Raw genomic sequence first — 20,828 nt, 5'->3', positions numbered from 1 at the left:
AAGTCCTTGATGTGAGATCATGAACCCCACTTGGCATCAGGGATGAGGTTCAGCATGAGTCACCAGCTCACCTTCGCGGACTGCGAGTTCAATGGCAAACGCCGTAAAACCCGTAAAGAGATATTCTTGGCTCGCATGGAGGCTGTGCTCCCATGGCCAAGGATGCTGGGGGTCATCGAACCCGTCTATCCCAAAGCTGGTAACGGGCGTCGTCCCTACCCACTCGATACCATGCTCCGCATTCACTGTATGCAGCAGTGGTACAACCTCAGCGACGGCGCCATGGAGGACGCACTCTACGAAATTGCCTCAATGCGTCTGTTTGCCAAACTCTCCCTGGACCAGGCTATCCCTGACCGCACTACCATCATGAATTTCCGGCATCTGCTGGAGCAGCACCAACTGGCACGCCAACTATTCGAGGCCATCAACCAGTGGCTCTGTGACGCTGGCATCATGATGAAGCAAGGCACGCTGGTCGATGCCACTATCATCGAAGCCCCCAACTCCACCAAAAACAAGCGGGGAGAGCGTGACCCCGAGATGCATCAGACCAAGAAAGGCAATCAGTGGTATTTCGGCATGAAGGCTCATATCGGCGTTGATGCCAAGAGTGGCCTCACCCACAGTCTGGAGACCACGTCAGCCAACGAGCACGACCTCAATCAGGTGGGGAATCTGCTCCATGGCAAGGAAGAGTTTGTGTTCGCTGACGCGGGATATCAGGGGGCAGAAAACCGTGAAGAGCTGGCCGATGTGAAGGCTGAATGGGCGATTGCCAGGCGCCCTGGCAAACTCAAGGAACTCAAAAAGCATCCTCGTAAAAACAAGACAGTAATTGCTTTTGAGAGGCTCAAGTCCAGCGTCCGCGCCAAAGTGGAACATCCGTTCCGGCTCATCAAACGTCAGTTTGGCTTTGTGAAAGCACGGTACAAGGGGCTGCGGAAGAACGACAACCAACTGGCGATGTTGTTTACGCTGGCGAATCTGTTTCGAGTGGAGCAGATGATACGGGGATGGGGTAGCTGCGTCCAAAATGCGAGGTAAGCCCCGAAAAGGGGGGGGTAATGGAACAAAAAGTCAGATTTGGGAGTAAATACGTCCGAATTTTGAAGTAATGAAATTTTAAAATGTGGGCATATTACTCATGATGAAGGTGCGATCCACTTGTTCGCACCTTCCCTAGGTCAGGGCATCCAGTCTGGCGCTGATGTCGCGCAGCTCGGCCGGCAGGGAGCGGACGCGCTCGTTCTGGCTTCTGGCCTTGCTCTTCTCTTTTTCGATGCTGTCGAGCAGGGAGAGGGTGTCGGTCAGGAATTTCTGGTCGGCCTGCTGGCTGACGGTGAGGGTGTCCGACTTGCCGAGGGCGTCGAGTGCCCGTTGTACGCTGGTACGTTGGGGCACGTCCTGCGCCATGGCTTGCGGGGCGCAGAGACTGACGAGTAAGCAGAGCAGCGGCAACAGGGTGGCCGAGGCTCTTTTGAACGGTATTGAGAGCATAAAACTTCCGGGTTATTACGCGATATTCGGGAGATGTCCCACTTGGATTAAATCCGCGTGGATTCTAACACCGGGCAGAAAGGGGCAGCAGGGGGGCGAGATAAAAAAAACGGCGCCCGCGGGCGCCGTTTTCAGCTTGTTCAGTTCCGATTAAAGAACGTGAACGGAAGCGGTGTTGGTGGTGCCGCTCGGTACCAGAGCACCGGAGACCATGACAACCACGTCACCCTTCAGACCCATGCCGCTGGCCAGGGCCGCTTCTTTGCCGATGCGATAGAAATCGTCGGTGGAGGCGATGCTGTCAACCACGTGAGCAACCACACCCTTGGTCAGTACCAGCTGGGCAGCGGTCTTCTTGTTGGTGGTGATGGCCAGGATCCAGGCTTTCGGGAAGTACTTGCGGATGGCCTTGGCAGACTTGCCGCCTTCAGTGGCAACCACGATCAGCGGGGCGTCCAGCTTCTCGGAGGTCTCTACCGCGCCTTTACATACGGCTTCGGTGATGCGCAGCTTGTTGCTGTCGTTGGCAGCAGACAGGTTGGACGGCATCACGGCATCGGTACGCTCGCAGATGGTGGCCATGATGGTCACGGCTTCCAGCGGGTACTTGCCCTTGGCGGACTCACCAGACAGCATGACTGCGTCGGTACCGTCCAGGATGGCGTTGGCCACGTCGCCGGCTTCGGCGCGGGTCGGACGCGGGTTCTTGATCATGGAGTCCAGCATCTGGGTGGCGGTGATGACCACTTTGCGGGCTTTGTTGCACTTCTCGATGATCATCTTCTGGGCGAAGATAACTTCTTCAACCGGGATTTCGACACCCATGTCGCCACGAGCAACCATGATGCCGTCGGAGACAGCCAGGATCTCGTCGAAGTTGTCCAGGCCTTCCTGGTTTTCGATCTTGGAGATGATCTGGATGTTCTCGCCACCGTGGGCCTTCAGGTGCTCACGGATTTCCAGTACGTCTTCTTTCTTGCGAATGAAGGAAGCGGCAACGAAATCAACGCCTTGCTCGCAACCGAAGATCAGATCGCGCTTGTCTTTCTCGGCCAGGGCCGGCAGCTTGATGGAGACGCCCGGCAGGTTGATGCCCTTGTTCTCGCCCAGATCGCCGTTGTTCAGTACTTTACAGACAACTTCGCGCTCGGTGATTTCGATGACGTCCAGACCGATCAGGCCATCGTCAACCAGGATGCGGTTGCCGACGCGCAGGTCGTTGGCGAAACCGGCATAGGTCACGGCGACCTTGTCTTTGTTGCCAACCACGGTCTGGTCGGTGGTGAAGGTGAAGGTCTGGCCAGCGACCAGGGCCACGTCGTTGCCGCCTTCCAGCTTGATGGTACGGATTTCCGGACCCTTGGTGTCCAGCAGGATGGCTGCGTGCTTGCCGGTTTCGGCCATGACAGCGCGCAGGTTGCTGATGCGACCACCGTGCTCGGCGTAGTCGCCGTGGGAGAAGTTCAGGCGCATGACGTTCATGCCGGCGTCCAGCATCTTGGCCAGCATTTCTTTGGATTCGGTCTTGGGACCGATGGTGCAGACGATTTTGGTCTTTTTCATGTCAGTCTTCATGGTTAAGGAGTTTCCGCCGTGCAATATACACCAGTTTTTGGATACTTTTTATGATCCAGAAACAACGTTTTGACCAGATAACGTTTTCTTTTCAGGGATAACGTTTTCCTCCCGGCTACTTTTTAGGGCATAAATTAACTGGTCAGCGCAGATTTGGCATAAATGTCGCCATATGTATCTCGGCGCCGGCCCGCCTCGTCAAATGTTGTAAAATGACGATCCCGTCCCTTCATCAAACCGTCATCGGTCCCCGACAAGAATAGACACTCTGCTGCCACCGGAGTGCTGCAAGATGGCCCCTTATCTGTTGCTGTTGTCCCTTGCTCTGCTGGGTGTGCAGGCGCTGCCCACCAGCTGCTGGCCGGCCGATCCCGCTCCTCGCGATGACGCGCTGCGTGCGTTCGAGCGCCTTGAAAGGCTGCATGCGCAGGCCGCCACGGCCCACGCGCAGCCAGGCTTGCCGCGCCCCAATCCCCCGCTTGCCGGGGCATATCGACAGCCCTGAGCGGCAGGTTTGAAAAGAAGAGAGGGAGGCCTGGCCTCCCTCTTGTTTTAGGTGCTTCATTACTCCTTGGCGGCTCAGTTTATCTTGCCCATCTCGATGGCGAAGCTGGTGGCCAGCTGGGCAAACTTGAGGGCGTGGGCAGCCGAGGGATCCGAGTTTTGCAAGGTGTCCCGGGCGGTGTGGATGTTGGGGTTGTAGTCGTTGAAGCGCGACTCGAACGGCATGGCGGCCGGGTAGCCCTGATTGTGCCAGGAGGCGTGATCCGAGCAGCCGTAACCGCAGCTGTCATAGCCGTAGCGGATCTGGGGCAGATAGGCGTCGAGCAGCTGGGTCAGATAGCCGGTCAGCCCCTGGTCGGTGTAGTCGGTCATGAAGACGATATCTTCCGCCGAGCCCTGATAGTTGGTCATGTCCAGCTGCAGCGCCGCCAGCACCTTGGTGTTGGCCGCCTTGTAGCGAGTGGCGATGTCCTTGGAGCCGCGCAGCCCCACCTCTTCCGCCGCATAGCCGATGAACTGCAGGGTGCGCTCCGGCTGGCGACCCTGTTCGGCGATGACCCGCAGTACCTCGGTCAGGGTGGCGATGCCGGAGGCATCGTCGTCGGCACCGGGCGCCAGGGTGCGGCTGTTGGGGGCCGAGCCCGCGGTGGAGTCGAGGTGACCGCCGAGCACCACCACTTCGTCCGGGTAGCGGCTGCCCTTGAGGGTCAGCACCACGGATTGCTGCGGATAGCCGCTGTGCTTGACCCGGCTGATGCTGGCCCAGGGCAGGGTCGCGCTCAGGGTCTGCCACTGGCCGGCCACCCAGTCAGCCGACTGCACCCCCGTGGTGGTGGTGTAGTAGCGGTTGCGCCAGCTGGCGAGCTGGCTGATGGTGCCGACTATGTTGCCCTGATCCAGATAGGGCAGCAGCCGGTTGACGCTGGCCCCCTGGGTCAGTGGCGGGGCGCTGAACAGGTTCTGGCTGATGGGCTGGGCCATGCTCTGCAGCGCGTCGGCCAGGGTGCTGTGCACCACGTAGCCGCCGCAGCGCTGGTGGCCTTCGTGCATCAGGTGAGAGAGGGTACCAAGCTCGCTCGCCTCGACCTGGGCCAGCTGAACCGGGGCGCCGCTGGCGCTGAACAGGGGGGCCAGCTTGGCCTTCACCTGCTTGAGTTCGACGCCGCTGTCGGCACCGACCGTGATCCAGACGGGCTCGGCGGCCTGTACGGCGAGGGGCAGCAGGGGGAGCAAGAGGGCAGTCAACAAGGGTTTCATGGCGGATCCTTCCAGATTGGTTGCGGGCACATGTGCCAAATGGGTGTCATAAGACGACTGGCCCAGTCTAGCCAAGGAGGCAGACCTGCGAATTTGTCCATCTGGCGCGGTGCTCCCCCAATCCGGTGGGGGTCGCTGCAGGATCTGCTGTCTACTGCGGGCCGGCGGGGGTGGCTGGCGGAGCTTTGTGCTGGCGAGGGGGCGGTGAGCAGGGGGCTCGTGGCCGTGGCGGCGCTTGGCCCTGACTGGGGGGCAGACAAAGGGAGTCAAACTGTGCCATATCGGCGCGCGCCGCCGGTGGCCGGTGCATCGGCGTCAGTGACGGGCATAACGGCAACCATAAAGAAGAGGGGCAAAAGCCCCTCTGGTTGACTGGATGGGATGGCAGTTTACGCAGTGGCCTGGGCCAGCATGCCGAGGGCGGTCTCCCGCTCGCCCATGATCACCTTGTCCGCCCCCTGCCTGGTGAGGAAGCTCACCTCGTCGTCGCTGTGGGCGCGGGCGATCACCCGGATGGTAGGGTTGATGAGCCTGGCCTGGGCGATGGCCTCGCCGGCTTCGAAGCTGTTGGGGATGGCCACCAGCAGCCAGCTGGCGTCGGCGATGGCGGCGCGGCACAGCACCTCGTCATCGGCCACGTTGCCGTTGACGTGGGGAATGTCGGCCTGACGCAGGCTCTCCAGCCGGTGCGGATCCTGCTCGATCACCACCAGCTCGCGCCCGGCCTGCTGCAGGCCGCTCACCAGCAGACGGCCGACCCGGCCATAGCCCGCCAGTATGGTGTGGCCTTTCATCTCCACCGGCGGGCATGTGCACTCGGCCAGCACCTGGGTGTTGTCAGCGTCCGGCTGTTTCTCCAAGTAGCGCTCGACGGCGTTGAACACCAGCGGGTTGAGCATGATGGAGAGGCTGGCACCCACCAGGATCAGGTCACGGGCTCCTTCCGGCACCAGTTTCAGCACTATGGCCAGCCCGATGAGGATGAAGGAGAACTCGCCGATCTGGGCCAGGCTGGCGGAGATGGTGAGGGCGGTGCGCTTGCTGTAGCGAAACAGCCGCACGATGGCGTAGGCTGCCGCCGACTTGCCGAACATGATGATGAACAGGGTGGCCAGCACCGCCAGCGGCTCGGTCAGCAGCACCGCCGGGTTGAACAGCATGCCCACCGAGACGAAGAACAGCACGGCGAAGGCGTCCTGCAGCGGCAGGGTGTTGTTGGCGGCGCGGTGGCTCAGCTCGGAGCGGTTCATGACGATGCCGGTGAAGAAGGCGCCAAGGGCGAAGGAGACGCCGAACAGCTTGACCGCCCCGAAGGCGATGCCGAGGGAGCAGGTCAGCACCGCCAGGGTGAACAGCTCGCGCGAGCCGGTGCTGGCGGTGTGGGTCAGCAGCCAGGGGATGAAGCGGCTGCCTACCACCATCATCAGCGCCACGAACAGGCTCACCTTGCCGAGGGTCCAGCCCAGATCCAGCGCTATGCTCTGCCAGCTCATGGCCTGCTCGCCGAACCGGATGTCGGCGATGATGGGCAGCATCACCAGCGCCAGCACCATCACCAGATCCTCGACGATGAGCCAGCCGATGGCGATGCGCCCCTGCAGGGTCTCCAGATTCTGGCGGCTCTCCAGCGCCCGCAGCAGCACCACGGTACTGGCGGTGGAGAGGGCGAGGCCGAACATCAGGCCGGCGACCGGATCCCACCCCAGCAGGGAGGCGAGCCCCATGCCGAGCAGGGTGGCGACCGCGATCTGGGCGATGGCGCCCGGGATGGCGATCCGCTTTACCGACATCAGGTCGCGAAAGGAGAAGTGCAGCCCCACCCCGAACATCAGCAGGATCACCCCCAGCTCTGCCAGCTCGGGCACCAGCTTCATGTCGGCCACGTACCCCGGGGTGAAGGGGCCCGAGATGACGCCGGCCGCCAGATAGCCCACCATGGGGGAGATCTTGAGGCGCTGGGCCAGCATGCCGAGGATGTAGGCCAGCACGAAGCCGCCGACCAGGGTGGTAATCAGGGGAAGGGAGTGGTCCATGTCGTCACCTCGCTAATGGCAGTCAGGGGGCTACCAGATCACCGCGCGGGTGAAGAGGGCAGCTGTCAATGAGCAGGGGGCGAAAGAGACAGATGCTGGTCCCGTGCACGGGGTGTGTCTGAGGGACAACAGTTGCCGTTTCTGTTGAAAAATAATACGTTTTTGGTGGAAAGACAATATTTATCCACATTTAAAACATTATTTGCGATTAAATGTGAATAAGTAATGATTTTTGGGTGAGGCTTGCTGCTTTTGTTGGCCTGGATTGGCAGCATTAATCAATCGGCGATGATTTTTTTTGCCAGGGCGAGTGGAGCCTGGCCTCACAAAAAAGCGGCCGACTAGCCGCTTCGTTGCATTGAACGTTGGGTGCAGACCACCGCGACTTCACTGGCCCTTGGCGATCCCTTCCCGACGCGGATCGGCGGCGCCCAGCCAGCCGCCAGCGTTGCGCTGCACCCCCTGCAGGCCCGAGGTCTGCTCGCTCAGCACCACCTCGTGCCCCTTCGCCTTGAGTGCCTCGACCACGGCGGCCGGGGTGCGGCCCGCCTCCAGCTCGGTGGGGCCATTGCGACTGCCGAAGTTGGGCAGATTGATCGCCTGCTGCAGGTTGAGCCCCCAATCCTGGGTGCCCAGCAGCGTCTTGCCCACGTAGTTGATGATGGCGGAGCCTCCCGGTGATCCCAGGCTCATCTCCAGCTCGCCGCTGCCCTTGTCGAACACCAGCAGGGGGGACATGGAGGAGCGCGGCCGCTTGCCCGGCTCCACCCGGTTGGCCACCGGCAGCCCGGCGGCGTCCAGCGAGGTGAAGGAGAAGTCGGTGAGCTGGTTGTTGAGCAGGTAGCCGTTGACCATCAGCCGCGAGCCGAAGCCGTCCTCGATGGAGCTAGTCATGGAGACCGCCATCCCCGCCTTGTCGACGATGGAGATGTGGCTGGTGGAGGGGAGCTCAGGGGTTGCATCCTGGCCGCGAGCCGGCGCCAGCGGCGGGGTGCCCGCGTTGGCCAGGCCCATGGAACGCTCGCCGATCAGGGCGCCGCGCCGGGCCAGATAGTGTTTGTCGAGCAGGCCGCTGACGGGGACCGCCACATAGTCGCTGTCCGCCACGTACTGGTTGCGGTCGGCAAAGGCGAGCCGCGCCGCCTCGCTGTAGAGGTGGATTGCCTCGGCGGAGGCGGCCGGCTGGCCCTGCTCCCCTTGTACCGGCTTGAGGGCCGCCATGTCGCGGCTCTCCAGCATGCCGAAGATCTGGCCAAGGGCTATGGTGCCGGACGAGGGGGACGGGAAGCCGCACACCCGGCTCTGGCGATAGTCAAAGCAGAGGCCGTCGCGCAGCTTGGCGCGGTAGCTGGCCAGATCGACGGCGCTCAGCACCCCCGGGTTGGTCGGGTGGGCGTGCACCTTGGCCACCATGGCCTCGGCCAGCGGGCCGCGATAGAAGGCGTCCGCCCCCTGGCTTGCCAGGGTACGCAGCACCTTGGCCAGCGCCGGGTTGGTCAGCCGGCTGCCCGCCGCTCTGGGGGTGCCGTCGGCCTGATAGAAGTAGGCCCGTGCATCCGGGTCTTTTGCAAGATAGGGATCCTTGGCCAGCAGCGCGGCCAGCCGCGGGCTTATCACGAATCCCTGCTCCGCGAGGGTGATGGCGGGCTGGAACAGCGCAGCCCAGGGCAGCTTGCCATAGCGCTGGTGGGCCAGCGCCAGTGCCCGCACCGTGCCGGGGGCGCCCACCGAACGCCCGCCCACCACGCCGTCGTAGAAGGCCATCGGCTTGCCATCCTTCATGAACAGCTGATCGGTGGCGGCGGCGGGGGCCGTCTCGCGGCCATCCACGGCGGCTACCTGCTTGCCGTCCCACACCAGCTTGAGGGAGCCACCGCCGATGCCGGAGGATTGCGGCTCCACCAGGGTCAATACCAGCTGCACCGCGATGGCGGCATCCACCGCGCTGCCGCCGGCCTGGATCATCTGGTAGCCCGCCTCCACCGCCAGCGGGTTGGCGGCAGCCACCATGAAGTCGTGGCCCTGCCAGCCTTGTTTGTCCTGCCAGCCGCTGGCGGCCTCCGGCGCGATCAGGGTGTGGGCGGGGGGCGTTTGCGGGCTCTGCTGAGCGGCGCAGCCGGCCAGCAGAGCGAGGGCGATGGCCAGCCCCAGCGGTTTGCGCAACATGACACTCTCCTTGTCTGTTTTATGAGCATGAGGGGGGACTATGTCACGATTGGCGCTAATGACTCAAGTTGTTGAATCAGATCAACAAGTTACTCATCTATCAACAAGTCGCACCGGCGCCCGCCCATAAAAAACCGCCCGGAGGCGGTTTTTTGCAATCAGGCTGAGCCAATTCGCTTAGATGGACTGCTCTTCACCGCCCAGGGCGGCGAACAGGGCCGGGATGAACTGGGCCAGCTCGGCGGTGACCAGGGCAAAGTCGGCATCCAGACGGGCGGCCGGATCTTCGCTGGTGACGTCGTCGTTCTGCTCGCGCAGCTCTTCGCTGAATTTCAGGCGCTTGATGGAGAGGTCATCCCCCAGCACGAAGCTCAGGGTCTCGCCCCAGTTGAGGGCCAGCTTGGTGACCAGCTTGTCGTTGGCCAGGTGGTTCTTGATCTCGTCGCTCATCAGATCCTGCTGCTTGCAGCGGATGATGCCGCCGTGTTCCATGGCGCTGCGCAGCTCGGCCTCGTCCTCCAGGGTAAAGGAGGCGGGCAGGTTGCCCTCGTTCAGCCACTCGGTCATGGTGATCTCGGGCGGGTTCTTGAGGGCCACCGGCACCACCGGCAGGGTGCCGATGGACTTGCGCAAGAGGGCCAGCAGATCGTCAGCCTTCTTGGCGGAGCCTGCGTCCACCACCATCAGGTTGTCGGCCGGATTGATCCAGGCGAAGGTCTGGCTGGTGCGGCTGAAGGCGCGCGGCAGCAGGGTGTGCATGATCTCTTCCTTGAGCGCTTCCTTCTCTTTCTTCTTGAGGGCGCGGCCCTGCTCGAACTCGATCGCCTCTACCTTCTCCGCCAGCATCTCCTTGACCACGGTGCCGGGCAGCATCTTCTCTTCCTTGCGAGCGCACAGCAGGATGTGGCCGGCGGCGGAGTGGGTCAGGGTGGAGCCGAATTTGCCAAGGGGCTTGACCCACCCGAACCGGGAGATGTCCTGGCTGCCGCACGGGGTGAAGGCACAGGCTTCCAGCTGGGTTTCCAGCTGCTCGACGGTCAGCTCGAAGGGGCGGGTAAAGCGATAAATCTGCAGGTTTTTAAACCACATGGCGTCCTCGGTCTCATAGATTGTCCGGCGGGCATTGTACTAGAGAGGCGCTTTGTGATCAGCCAATCATTCTTGTTAAATAAAGGGCGATCGACTTCACAGGGAGTCATATCCGTCCCCAAAGCCGTCATCAAACTCCCCTAGACTGCGAATGTTAAGGTTGTTAACAAGGATACCAATATGCTGAGGGCGAGTCGGTCTGACGACATGGACGAGATCGTCGAGATCTGGTTGCTGGCCTCCCTGCAGGCCCATGATTTTGTCGATGCCTCCTGTTGGTGGCAGGCGCAGGAAGATCTGCGCACCCGTTATCTCGATCGCGCCCGCATCTGGGTGTTCGAGGAGCGCGGCGAGCTGCTCGGCTTCATGGCGCTGGTGGATGACTATCTGGCCGCCCTGTTTGTGCGCCCTGACCGTCAGGGGCGGGGGGTGGGTCATGCCCTGCTGCAGGAGGCCAAGTCCAAGGGGGCCAGGCTGCATGCCCGGGTCTTCGTGGAAAACGATCAGGCGGTGCGCTTCTATCGTCGCCACGGTTTCGTGATCGAGGGGGAGCTGGCCGACCCGCTCACCGGTCATCCCCAGTACCAGATGTGCTGCGAGCCCGCCTGAATCTGACGCCAGCACCCTGTCCGGCTTGAAAAAAGGGAGGCATATCCTCATCTTGTCTGCATCGGGTGCTGCTGGCACCACCTCCATACGAGCCGTTTTTTCATGAAGATCCTGCATACCGCCGACTGGCACCTTGGCCATCAACTCCATGGCCATGACCGCCGCTTTGAACACGATGCCTTTCTCGACTGGCTGGCCGACACCATCAAGCGCCGTGACATCGACGCCCTGCTGGTGGCGGGCGATCTGTTCGACACCGCCAATCCCCCCGCCAGCGCCTGGCAGCAGCTCTACCGCTTTCTGGCCAGGCTGCGCGCCGAGCACCCGGCACTGGAGATGGTGCTCATCGGCGGCAACCACGACTCCCCCTCCAAGCTGGATGCCCCCCACGAGCTGCTGCGCGCCTTCGACCTGCATCTGGTGGGCAGCATCAGCCGGGACGACGAGGGGCGCCTCGAGACCGAGCGCCTGCTGGTGCCGCTGCGAGGCAAAAACGGCGAGGTGGCCGCCTGGTGCGCCGCCGTGCCGTTTCTGCGCAGCAGCGATCTGCGCCCGGAAGGGCTCAGCGAGGGGCAGGACAGACTCATCGAAGGGGTACGCCAGGTCTATGAAGCGGTGCTGAGCGAGGGGCGGGCGCGCTGCAATCCGGATCAGGCCCTGATCGCCATGGGGCACGCCTATCTGGCGGCGGGCCAGCTCTCCGAGCTCTCTGAGCGGCGGGTGCTCGGCGGCAACCAGCACGCCCTGCCTGCCGAGCTGTTTGCCGCCGCCGATTACACGGCGCTGGGCCACCTGCACCTGGCCCAGAGTCCGGCCGAGGGGGTGCACTACAGCGGCTCGCCGCTGCCGCTCTCGCTGGCCGAGGCGAACTACAACCATCAGGTGCTGGAGGTGACGTTTGAGGGGGGCAAGCTGGCCCGCCTTGAGCGGATCTCTGTGCCCCGCGCGGTGGAGATGATCCGGCTGCCCCAGAGCGGCCTCGACGAGGCGCTCCAGGCCATTGAGGCGCTGGCGCTGCCCGCTTGCCCGCAGCAGGCACAGCCCTTCCTCGAGGTGCGGCTGCTGCTGCCCAAACCCGAGGCCCGCATCCGCGAGCGCGTGCTGGCCGCCATCGGCGACAAGCCGGTGCGCCTGGCCCGCATCACGACCAGTTATCAGGGCTCGGGGCTGGGGCTGGCGGACGGCTCCGGCCAGCGCCGGCTGGATGAGCTCTCCCCCACAGAAGTGTTTCGCCTCTGCTATCAGCGTCAGTTCGATGGGGAGCCGGAGGCCGAGTTGGTGACGTCGTTTGAAGAGATCCTGGAACAGGTGAAGGAGGCTAATGCATGAAAATCTTGTCGCTGTCAGGGGAGAATCTGGCCAGCCTGACCGGTCCCTTTATCCTCGATTTTGCCGGTGGCGCCTTGGGGGCCGCCGGCCTGTTTGCCATCACCGGCAATACTCGGGCTGATGGGGGAAAGAGCACGCGCGATATCGGGTCGGTATGGATGGAGGCGTGTGGCGTATGAAGATCCTCTCTTTGAGTGGTGAGAACCTCGCCAGCCTGACCGGTCAATTCATCATCGATTTTGCCGGTGGTGCCCTGGGGGCCGCCGGCCTGTTTGCCATCACCGGCAATACTGGCGCCGGCAAGAGCACCCTGCTCGATGCCATCTGCCTGGCGCTCTACGACGAGATGCCGCGCTTTATCGCCAATCGCAAGAACGTGGCCGAAGTGGGCCGCATGGATGACGAGGAGAAGCTCAAGGCCAACGACGTGCGCGGCATCCTCAGCCGCGGTTACGCCAGCGGTTTTGCCGAGGTGCAGTTTCGCGGCTGTGACGGCCGCGTCTGGCTGGCCCGCTGGGCGGTGCGCCGGGCCCGCAACCGCGCCGAGGGGCGCTTTCAGGCCCAGGAGCGCAGCCTGACCGACGTGGCGTCGGGCCAGGTGTTCAGTGGCAGCAAGCGGGAGCTGCAGGATCGCATCGACGAGCTGGTGGGACTCTCCTGGGAGCAGTTTCGCCGCGCCGTCATCCTGCCGCAGGGGGAGTTTGCCGCCTTCCTCAAATCGAGCGCCGACGAGCGTTCGGCCCTGCTCGAACGGATGACCGGCACCGAGCTCTACTCCGCCATTTCAGTCCAGACCCATGAACGGGCGCGGGAGGAGCAGCAGCAACTGGCTTCCATCAGCCAGCGGCTCGGCGATGTGGCGCTGATGGACGAGGCGACCCGCGAGCAGTGGGTTAGCCAGCAGGTGAGCCTCGCCACCAGCCTCAAACACGAGCAGCAACAACAGCAACTGATGCAGGACTTGCGCGACCTCAATGGCCGCATCGTCGCCCAGTTGCAGGCCTGTGAGGAGGGGGAGGCGGCCCTTGCCGCGGCCGAGGTGGCCCACAGTGCAGCCGCCCCCGATCGCGAGGAGTTCGCCCGCGCCGAGCAGGCCCAGGTGGCCCGCGCCGATCACGACGAGCTGGCTCGCCTCACCCTGGAGGTGCAGCAGCAGGAGAAACTGCTCGCCGAGCTCGGTCCCGAGCTTGGCAAGCTGGAGGAGCAGACCCAGCAGAGCGCCCTCACCGAGCAACAGCTGCTGGCGGAGAAGATCGCCGCCGAGCGCGAGTGGGGCGCCCTGCAGCCCGAGCTCAAGCGGGCGCAGGATCTCGATACCCGCATTCGGGAAAAGCAGCAGCAACTGCAGAAGATCCAGCAGGAGGGGACGCAGGAGCGGGAGGTGCAGCTCACCCTTGAGCAGGGCTGGCACCAGCAGCGCCAGCAGGTGGAGCAGCTCAAGGTCCAGCACCAGCAGTGGGGCGCCTGGCTTGAGGAGCACAAGGAGCTGGCGCCGGTGGCCCGCCAGTGGCAGCCCCTGCTCACCGCCATGCAGGATTGGGCCGAAGATGCCGACAGGCTGCAGCAGCTCCTTACCCTGCGCGAACACAAGCTGCGCGCCCTCAGGCAGTTGCAGCACCAGCTGGAGCAGGGGCAGCAGGAGCGCGACTACTGGCAGCGCGAGCAGGAGCGGCTGCAGCAGCAACAGCACGAGCTGCAGGAGCAGCAGTGGGAGGGGCGCCTGGCCAAGGCTCAGGAGCAGTGGCAAGGGCAGACCGAACAGCTGGGCCAGCTGCGCCAGCTGCTGGAGCTGGCCGACTATGGCCGCAATCACGGCGAGCAGCATGGTCGCCTGCAGCAGGAGATTGCCCAGCTGGAGCAGGCGCTCGGCAAGCTGGCCATCCTCGGCGACGAGCTGGCGCCGGCCCGCGAGCGGCTCGCCCTGCAGCGGGACGAGGCGCGCCACGCGCTGGAGCAGTCCCGCGCCATCGCCAGTTTCGAGCAGCATCGCCACATCTTGCGCGACGGTGAACCCTGTCCCCTCTGCGGCGCCGAGGAGCACCCCTATCACCAGAGCCAACCACAGGTGGCGGGTATTCTGGGCCAGCTGGCGGAGCGCGTCCGCAGCCTGGAGCTCGAGTGGGAGCGACTCAATCACCAATACATTCAGTGCGAGAGCGAGCGCCAGGAGCTGGCCCGACAGCTGACGGTGCGCCAGCAACATCTGCCTGAGCTGGAGACCCGTGCCGAGCAGCTGACCCTGCGCTGGCAACAGCTGGGAGGCGATACCCTGCTCGGCCATCCGCTGCCGCTAGGTCAGAGCCCAATCGAGTGGAACGAATTGATGAGCATCCTGCTCGGCCGCGGCCAGAGTCTGGAGCAGGGGCTGGCTCACAGCCAGCAGCAGCTGCGTGAGGCTCAGCAGGGGCAGCAGCAGTTGCAGGCCGTGCGCCAGCAGCTGAGCCAGCTGGCCAGCCAGCACCAGCAGTTCGAGCAGCAGTGGCAGGAGGCCGACCGCCAGCGCATCGCCCTGGAAGGGGAGGTGAAGGCGATGGGCGAGCAGGAAACGACCCTGCGCCAGCACCTTGAGCAGGGAGGCAACCGGCTCGACGAGCAGATGGGGGGCCAGCCCTGGCGCCAGTGGCTCGGCAGCCAGCAGTGGCACGAGTGGCAGCGGGCCTGCGAGGCCTGGCTGCACGGCCAGAGCGAGTGGGAGCGGCTGGCCGGCGAGATTGCCAGCCTGACCCCGGCCCTGAGCGCCCAGGAGGCGCGCCTGCAGACCCAGCGCGAGCTGCTGCACAAGCTCGAGCGCGACTACAAGGAGCATGAACAGCAACGGCAGGGGCTGGTCACCAGCCGTGCCACCTGTCTGGGTGGCGAGGAGATAGCCCTGGTCGAGCATCGCTGGCAGCAGCGGCTGCAGCAGCTGGCCAGCGAGCTGGAGATGATGCAGGGGGCGGCCCGCGCCCTGCGTGAGCGCCAGACCGAGCTCAAGGCCCGTCTCAGCCATCTGGAGCAGGTGAGCAGCCGGCGGCGGCGGGAGGTGCTGGGGCGCTGGGCTGCCCACGCCAGCAGCCTCGGCATCGCCGAATATGACCTGCGCCGCCTGCTGGCCATGAGCCCGGATGAGCTCAAGGGGCGCCGCGCAGCCTTGCAGGCGCTGGAGGATGCCCGCGCCGAGGCGCGTACCCGTTTGACCGAGCGGCAGCGGGCGCTGGCGCTGGAGGAGAGCAAGCGGGATCGTTACCGCGAGCATCACCCCGAGCTGGCCGCGTTGGCGCCAGAGGAGCTCGACAGCCGGCTGACGGCGTGCCGCTCCCTCGATGAGCAGCTGTTCCAGTGCAAGAGCACGCTGGCCCAGGCCGAGGCAGCTGCCCTCAAGGCGGGTACCCTGCAGGAGGAGCTGGCCGCCCAGCAGGCGGTGGCGGATCACTGGCAGCGGCTCTGTGATCTCATCGGCTCGGCCAGCGGCGCCAAGCTGCGTACCTTCGCCCAGAGCCTCACCCTGGAGCGGTTGCTGCTGGAGGCCAACGCCCAGCTTGCCGAGCTCTCCCCCCGCTATCGACTGGAGCGGGTGCCCGGCACCGATCTGGCGCTGCAGGTGGTGGATCTCGACATGGGGGACGAGGTGCGCTCGGTGGACTCCCTCTCCGGCGGCGAAAGCTTCCTGGTGTCGCTGGCGCTGGCGCTGGCCCTCTCCAGCCTGTCCTCGCGCCAGACCCAGGTCGAATCGCTCTTTATTGACGAGGGCTTCGGCACCCTGGATCCCGACAGCCTGGATCTGGCGCTCTCAAGCCTCGATTCCCTGCAGGCGGCCGGTCGCCAGATCGGGGTCATCTCCCACGTACAGACCCTGGTGGAGCGGATCGGCGTGCAGGTGCGGGTGGAGGCCCTCGGCGGTGGCGAAAGCCGGGTGGTGCTGCCCGGCTGACGGTGTGTCATCCCTCACCATCCATGAGCAAGAAGGCCCCTGTCAAAGGGGCCTTCTTGTTGGTGTGCAACCCGTCGCTGGCTATTTGCGCTCGGGCAGCATATTGGTCAGGGTGTTGTCCTTGAGCACGTGGTGATGGTAGATGGATGCCGCCGCATGCAGGGCAATCAGGGCATAGCCAATGTTGGCCAGCGTCTCGTGCAGCTCCTTGATGGTGCCCTTCAGGCCGTCGTTGGGGGCGATGAGGGCGGGAAGCTCAAGGCCGAAGAAGGGGATGGGCTTGCCGCCCGCGCTCAGCAGCAGCCAGCCCAGCAGCGGGGTGAGGATCAGGAAGCCATAGAGCGCCAGGTGGGCGAGCTTGGCCAGCGTGAGCATCAGGGGGGAGAGCTCGGGCACGATGCGTGGTGAGGGGCTGCTCGCGCGCACCAGCAGGCGTACCACCACCAGCGCCAGGATCAGCAGACCCACCATGAAGTGAAACTCCTTCATCAGGTCGCGGCCGGCCGACCCTTTGGGGAAGATGTCCCTGAACTCCATCAGCGCATAGACGGCGATCATCAGCAGCAGGGTCAACCAGTGCAGCCCTATGCTCAGGCTGCCATAACGTTGTTCGGTATTTTTTAACATGTTCATATCCTTCTTGGGGCTCGCATTGCATCAAGGGGGGTCTCATCGGGTGGGCGTCCTGCCTCCGGGCCACTCTTTTCCATGTTACTGCGAAGATGTGTCAAAACCTTGATCTCTGTGTGTTTTTAACATGTTATTTGCAACAGATCGGCAGAGCGTTGGTCGAAGAGCAGGTTTTGCCATCGGGGAACGGCTGCCGTTGCGGCGACTAGCTGGAGATCCAGCTGCCTGGAACAGGGCATTCAGTCCAGTTGCATGAGGGCTTTACCCCTCTTCTTCCCTCATTTACCTTTAATAAAATCCTCAACAGGTGAAGGGAATTGCCTTGACCATCACTGATCCCGTGATCCTGACCGAGCTGCAGCAGATCCTGTTTCGCTCCTTTGACGTGATTCCGTTTCCGATCCTGATCTCGGAGTCGGCCTGCAACGAGACACTGGGCAGCATTCCCACCCGGCTGTCGGAGATCCCCGCCCGCCATCACAGGTTCCTGAATCGGGCTTTCGTGGCGCAATTGGGCTACGACCTGACGGATCTGCCCGACATGGCCAGCTGGTTTGCCACCGTCTATCGCGATGAAGAGAGCAGGGCCCTGGCTATTTCCAACTGGAATCAGGCTGTGATGGACAGCCTGGCAAGCGGGGCGGCGGTGGCCGAGATGAACGCCCTGCTCTACTGCAAGAGCGGTCAGCAGCGCTGGTTCACCATCACGGCCCAGCTCAAGGCCGATGCCATGCCGGGCTGGCACATAGTGACGCTGCGCGACATTCACGACCTGTACTGCATGATAGAGGAGGTGAGCCGGATCTCATGTACCGATCCACTGACCGAGCTTGGCAACCGACGGGCTGCAGGCCAGCAACTGCAGGCGCTCTGGCTGCAGAGAGAACCCTTCTCGGTGATCCTGGGTGACATAGACCATTTCAAGCAGATCAATGATCGTTACGGGCATCCCGCCGGGGATGCGGCATTGTGCGAGGTGGCACGCATCATGACCGGTCAGCTGAGAGCCGGGGAGCACCTGGCCCGCTGGGGCGGGGAGGAGTTTTTGCTGATCCTGCCCGGGGTGGATGCGGAGCAGGTAGTCGAGCGGGCCGAGCAGTTGCGTCGGCAGTTTGTCGGCCATGTCGTCGCGTGGGAGGGGCAGAGCTTCTCCCTGACGATGAGCCTGGGCTGTGCCACCCTGGGCAAGGGCCAGAGCAACGACAACCTGCTGCAGGTGGCTGACAAGGCGCTCTATCAAGCCAAGAGCAACGGGCGCAACCAGGTGGTCTTCGGCAAGGAGTAGCCGGAAGGCGCCCATAAAAAAACCGAAGCCTGGGCTTCGGTTTTTTTGTACGGCGGCGGGCGCTTGCCCGGGCGGCCTTATTTCTTGATGCGGATCACCGGGGTCTCGCCCACGGTCACGGCACCCGTCATCTTCACCAGTTCTTTGATCTCGTCCATGTTGGAGATGACCACAGGAGTCAGGGTAGATTTGGCTTTGGCTTCCAGAACGGCCAGATCGAACTCGATGATGGTGTCACCGCGCTTGACCTGTTGACCTTCCTGGGCGATGCGCTTGAAGCCTTCGCCTTTCAGCTCGACGGTATCGATACCGAAGTGAACGAACAGCTCGATACCAGAGTCGGATTCCAGTGAGAACGCGTGGTTGGTCTCGAAGATCTTGCCGATGGTGCCGTCGCACGGAGCAACCATCTTGTTGCCAGCCGGCTTGATGGCGATGCCGTCACCGACGATCTTCTCGGCGAAGACCACGTCGGGCACATCTTCGATCGGTACGATTTCGCCTGACAGCGGGGCAAAAATTTCGATGCCGCCGGTATCAGAGCTGTCATTGGAAACCAGTTTCTTCAGTTTATCAAACAGACCCATAGTAAAAGCTCCTAGAGATGATTGTCGCTGTTTGCAGCCGATCTTAGCAGACTGCCTTCTGCTTAATAAAGTTATCTACACAGGCTTCGATTTCGGCGGCGGTGGCAAAGCTCAGCGCTTGATCAGCCATGGCCTTCACATCTTCGAAGTTGGTGTTGCGGATAAGCTTCTTGATACGCGGTACAGAGATGGCGCTCATGGAGAACTCATCCAGACCCATACCCAGCAGCAGCAGGGTGGCACGCTCGTCACCAGCCAGTTCACCACACATACCGGTCCACTTGCCTTCGGCGTGGGATGCATCGATAACCATCTTGATCAGGGTCAGGACGGAGGGTGACAGCGGGTTGTACATGGCGGAAATCATCTCGTTACCACGGTCGACGGCCAGGGTGTACTGGGTCAAATCGTTGGTACCGATACTGAAGAAATCCACTTCCTTGGCCAGATGATGAGCCATCACGGCAGCAGCCGGGGTCTCGATCATGATACCCACTTCGATGGATTCATCAAAGGCTTTGCCTTCGGCACGCAGTTCGGCTTTCAGCGTCTCTACGGTGGCCTTGAGGCTGCGGAACTCTTCGACGGAGATGATCATCGGGAACATGATGCGCAGTTTGCCGAAGGCAGACGCACGCAGGATGGCCCGCAGCTGGGCGTGCATGATGTCGGCGCGATCGAAGAAGATACGCACGGCACGCCAGCCCAGGAAGGGGTTCATCTCTTTCGGGAAATTCATGTAGGGCAGTTCTTTGTCGCCGCCGATGTCCATGGTGCGCACGATGATCGGCTGATCCGGCATCGCTTCGGCCACTTCTTTGTAGGCTTTGAACTGCTCGTCTTCGGTCGGCAGCGCGTCACGGTCCATGAACAGGAACTCGGTGCGGTACAGACCCACGCCTTCGGCGCCGTTGCGGATGGCACCCTCGGTATCCTTGACGGTACCGATGTTGGCGCACACTTCGACCTGATGGCCATCCAGGGTGATGGCAGGCAGGTCTTTCAGCTTGGCCAGCTCGTCCTTCTCGGCCTGGAACTGGGCCTGGATCTCTTTGAACTTGGCCAGCTGTTCGGCAGTCGGGTTGAGGACGATCTGGTTGTTGATCGCGTCCAGCACCAGCACGTCACCATTCTTGACGCGCTCTGTGATGTCGTTGGTACCCACGATGGCCGGCAGCTCCAGGGAGCGGGCCATGATGGAGGTGTGGGAAGTACGGCCACCGATGTCGGTGACGAAACCCAGCACGTATTTCAGGTTGATCTGAGCGGTTTCGGACGGGGTCAGGTCTTTGGCGACCAGGATCACCTCTTCGTCGATGGTGCTCAGGTTGACAACGGCGATGCCCAGTACGTTCTTGACCAGACGGGTACCGATGTCACGGAAGTCGGTGGCGCGCTCGCGCAGATAGGGGTCATCCAGCTCGGCCATCATCTTCGCGTACTGCTCGATGACCTCGTAGATGGCCTTGTCGGCGGTGGCCTTGTTGTCTTTGATGAAGGATCTGATATCCCCTTCCAGCTCTTCATCTTCGAGCAGCATGATGTGGCCTTCGAAGATGGCCTCTTTTTCTTCACCGAAGGTGCGACCGGCCATCTCTTTGATGGCTTCCAGCTGTGCGGCTGACTTGGTGCGGGCTTCGAGGAAGCGGTTGATTTCGGCATCAATCTGTTCGGCAGCGATTTTGCCCTGATTGATAACGATTTCATCTTCTTTCAGAAGAAGCGCCTTGCCGAATGCGATACCGGGGGACGCAAGAATGCCAGATATCATAATCCTTCCTATTAAAACGACTGTGGGGGAGGAATAAAGCTGGATTACTCCAGCTCGTCCATCAGGGCAACCAGCTTCTCAACGGCTTTCTGAGCGTCCGGGCCGTCGGCCTGGATGGTCACGTTGGTGCCTTTGGTCAGGCCCAGGGTCTGCAGCTTGAACAGGCTCTTGGCGCTGGCGGACTTGCCACCGGAGACCACAGTGATCTCGCTTTGGAATTCTTTGGCTTCTTTCACGAACTGAGCTGCCGGACGGGTGTGCAGGCCGTTTTCAGCAGTAATAACAACAGACTTCTCGTACATGGTTTCACCCCATATTATTGATATTTTTTGGTGTGAGGGATGCTTTTGAAGCTTCCTTCTCGCACCGTGTCAGTATGGATATGTTGTAAAGTAACGAAATCAGACCTGCAATGGTTTAATCCAGGTCAATTTTCTGTGCAGTATTCGGTGTCTGCCTCAACTCTTTTCCGTTATCGCGCTACAAGCCGCGTCAATACTGGCCTGAAATTATTTTATAACGAAAAATAACACTTTGTTACTTTGTGATACCTAGTCGGCAAACACCTCGTGACGCGGCACAG

The 20,828-nt window shown here is 62.4% G+C and carries 16 protein-coding genes and 1 pseudogene; 7 read left to right on the top strand and 10 right to left on the bottom strand.

What is annotated here, in order from left to right:
* The first annotated feature begins 54 nt into the window (after positions 1-54).
* A complete protein-coding gene (locus tag CAK78_RS19445; RefSeq protein WP_094698362.1) occupies positions 55-1,047 on the top strand; it encodes an IS5 family transposase in 993 nt (330 codons plus the stop codon).
* 138 nt (positions 1,048-1,185) lie between these two features.
* Here the strand turns inward: CAK78_RS19445 and CAK78_RS19440 are convergent.
* Positions 1,186-1,500, bottom strand: a pseudogene (locus CAK78_RS19440) (hypothetical protein); the annotation flags it as partial.
* A gap of 150 nt (positions 1,501-1,650) precedes the next feature.
* Positions 1,651-3,063, bottom strand: coding sequence for a pyruvate kinase PykF (gene pykF, locus CAK78_RS19435; RefSeq protein WP_019839755.1), 1,413 nt, complete (start codon positions 3,061-3,063; stop codon positions 1,651-1,653).
* A 304-nt stretch (positions 3,064-3,367) separates the two neighbouring features.
* Here pykF and CAK78_RS23230 point away from each other — a divergent pair, with 304 nt between their 5' ends.
* Positions 3,368-3,580, top strand: a complete 213-nt coding sequence (locus CAK78_RS23230; protein ID WP_094698361.1) for a hypothetical protein — start codon at positions 3,368-3,370, stop codon at positions 3,578-3,580.
* Positions 3,581-3,654: 74 nt separating this feature from the next.
* Here CAK78_RS23230 and CAK78_RS19425 read toward each other — a convergent pair whose 3' ends face one another.
* The 4 genes from CAK78_RS19425 to rdgC all read right to left on the bottom strand — a co-directional run bounded on the left by CAK78_RS19425 (position 3,655) and on the right by rdgC (position 10,124).
* A complete protein-coding gene (locus tag CAK78_RS19425) occupies positions 3,655-4,836 on the bottom strand; it encodes a M28 family metallopeptidase (RefSeq protein ID WP_094698359.1) in 1,182 nt (393 codons plus the stop codon).
* 389 nt (positions 4,837-5,225) lie between these two features.
* Complete coding sequence (gene ybaL, locus CAK78_RS19420) at positions 5,226-6,869, bottom strand: YbaL family putative K(+) efflux transporter (RefSeq protein WP_094698358.1); 1,644 nt, start codon at positions 6,867-6,869, stop codon at positions 5,226-5,228.
* A 387-nt stretch (positions 6,870-7,256) separates the two neighbouring features.
* Positions 7,257-9,035 (bottom strand): gamma-glutamyltransferase, encoded by a 1,779-nt coding sequence (gene ggt / locus CAK78_RS19415; protein WP_094698357.1) that lies wholly within the window; start codon positions 9,033-9,035, stop codon positions 7,257-7,259.
* 177 nt (positions 9,036-9,212) lie between these two features.
* A complete protein-coding gene (gene rdgC / locus CAK78_RS19410) occupies positions 9,213-10,124 on the bottom strand; it encodes a recombination-associated protein RdgC (protein WP_005303149.1) in 912 nt (303 codons plus the stop codon).
* 180 nt (positions 10,125-10,304) lie between these two features.
* Between rdgC and CAK78_RS19405 the strand changes: the two genes are divergently transcribed.
* From CAK78_RS19405 to CAK78_RS19390, 4 genes are all read left to right on the top strand, one after another.
* On the top strand, positions 10,305-10,733 hold the full coding sequence (locus CAK78_RS19405) for a GNAT family N-acetyltransferase (protein WP_094698356.1): 429 nt from the start codon (positions 10,305-10,307) through the stop codon (positions 10,731-10,733).
* 102 nt (positions 10,734-10,835) lie between these two features.
* Entirely contained in the window at positions 10,836-12,062 is a 1,227-nt protein-coding gene (locus CAK78_RS19400) for an exonuclease SbcCD subunit D C-terminal domain-containing protein (RefSeq protein WP_094698355.1), read from the top strand.
* Positions 12,059-12,241 (top strand): exonuclease SbcC, encoded by a 183-nt coding sequence (locus tag CAK78_RS19395; RefSeq protein ID WP_094698354.1) that lies wholly within the window; start codon positions 12,059-12,061, stop codon positions 12,239-12,241. The genes CAK78_RS19400 and CAK78_RS19395 overlap by 4 nt, the downstream gene beginning before the upstream one ends.
* On the top strand, positions 12,238-15,972 hold the full coding sequence (locus tag CAK78_RS19390; protein ID WP_094698353.1) for an AAA family ATPase: 3,735 nt from the start codon (positions 12,238-12,240) through the stop codon (positions 15,970-15,972). Before CAK78_RS19395 ends, CAK78_RS19390 begins: the two co-directional genes overlap by 4 nt.
* 81 nt (positions 15,973-16,053) lie before the next feature.
* On the opposite strand, the gene CAK78_RS19385 is transcribed toward CAK78_RS19390, so the two are convergent.
* Entirely contained in the window at positions 16,054-16,599 is a 546-nt protein-coding gene (locus CAK78_RS19385; protein WP_094698352.1) for a cytochrome b, read from the bottom strand.
* A 325-nt stretch (positions 16,600-16,924) separates the two neighbouring features.
* On the opposite strand from CAK78_RS19385, the gene CAK78_RS19380 reads away from it, so the two are divergent.
* Positions 16,925-17,887, top strand: coding sequence for a GGDEF domain-containing protein (locus CAK78_RS19380; protein ID WP_176452860.1), 963 nt, complete (start codon positions 16,925-16,927; stop codon positions 17,885-17,887).
* A gap of 77 nt (positions 17,888-17,964) precedes the next feature.
* Here the strand turns inward: CAK78_RS19380 and crr are convergent, their stop codons facing one another.
* Genes crr through CAK78_RS19365 form a run of 3 tightly spaced genes read right to left on the bottom strand, consistent with a single transcriptional unit; the run spans position 17,965 to position 20,547 of the window.
* Positions 17,965-18,474, bottom strand: a complete 510-nt coding sequence (gene crr / locus CAK78_RS19375; protein ID WP_094698350.1) for a PTS glucose transporter subunit IIA — start codon at positions 18,472-18,474, stop codon at positions 17,965-17,967.
* Positions 18,475-18,517: 43 nt separating this feature from the next.
* Positions 18,518-20,245: a phosphoenolpyruvate-protein phosphotransferase PtsI gene (gene ptsI, locus CAK78_RS19370; protein ID WP_005303130.1), complete on the bottom strand. Its 1,728-nt coding sequence runs from the start codon at positions 20,243-20,245 to the stop codon at positions 18,518-18,520.
* Positions 20,246-20,289: 44 nt separating this feature from the next.
* Positions 20,290-20,547, bottom strand: coding sequence for an HPr family phosphocarrier protein (locus CAK78_RS19365; protein WP_005303128.1), 258 nt, complete (start codon positions 20,545-20,547; stop codon positions 20,290-20,292).
* Positions 20,548-20,828: the final 281 nt, after the last annotated feature.

This window comes from Aeromonas sp. A35_P (assembly GCF_002259925.1).
GTDB lineage: Bacteria > Pseudomonadota > Gammaproteobacteria > Enterobacterales > Aeromonadaceae > Aeromonas > Aeromonas dhakensis.
This window is presented reverse-complemented; position numbering and strand designations above follow the sequence as displayed.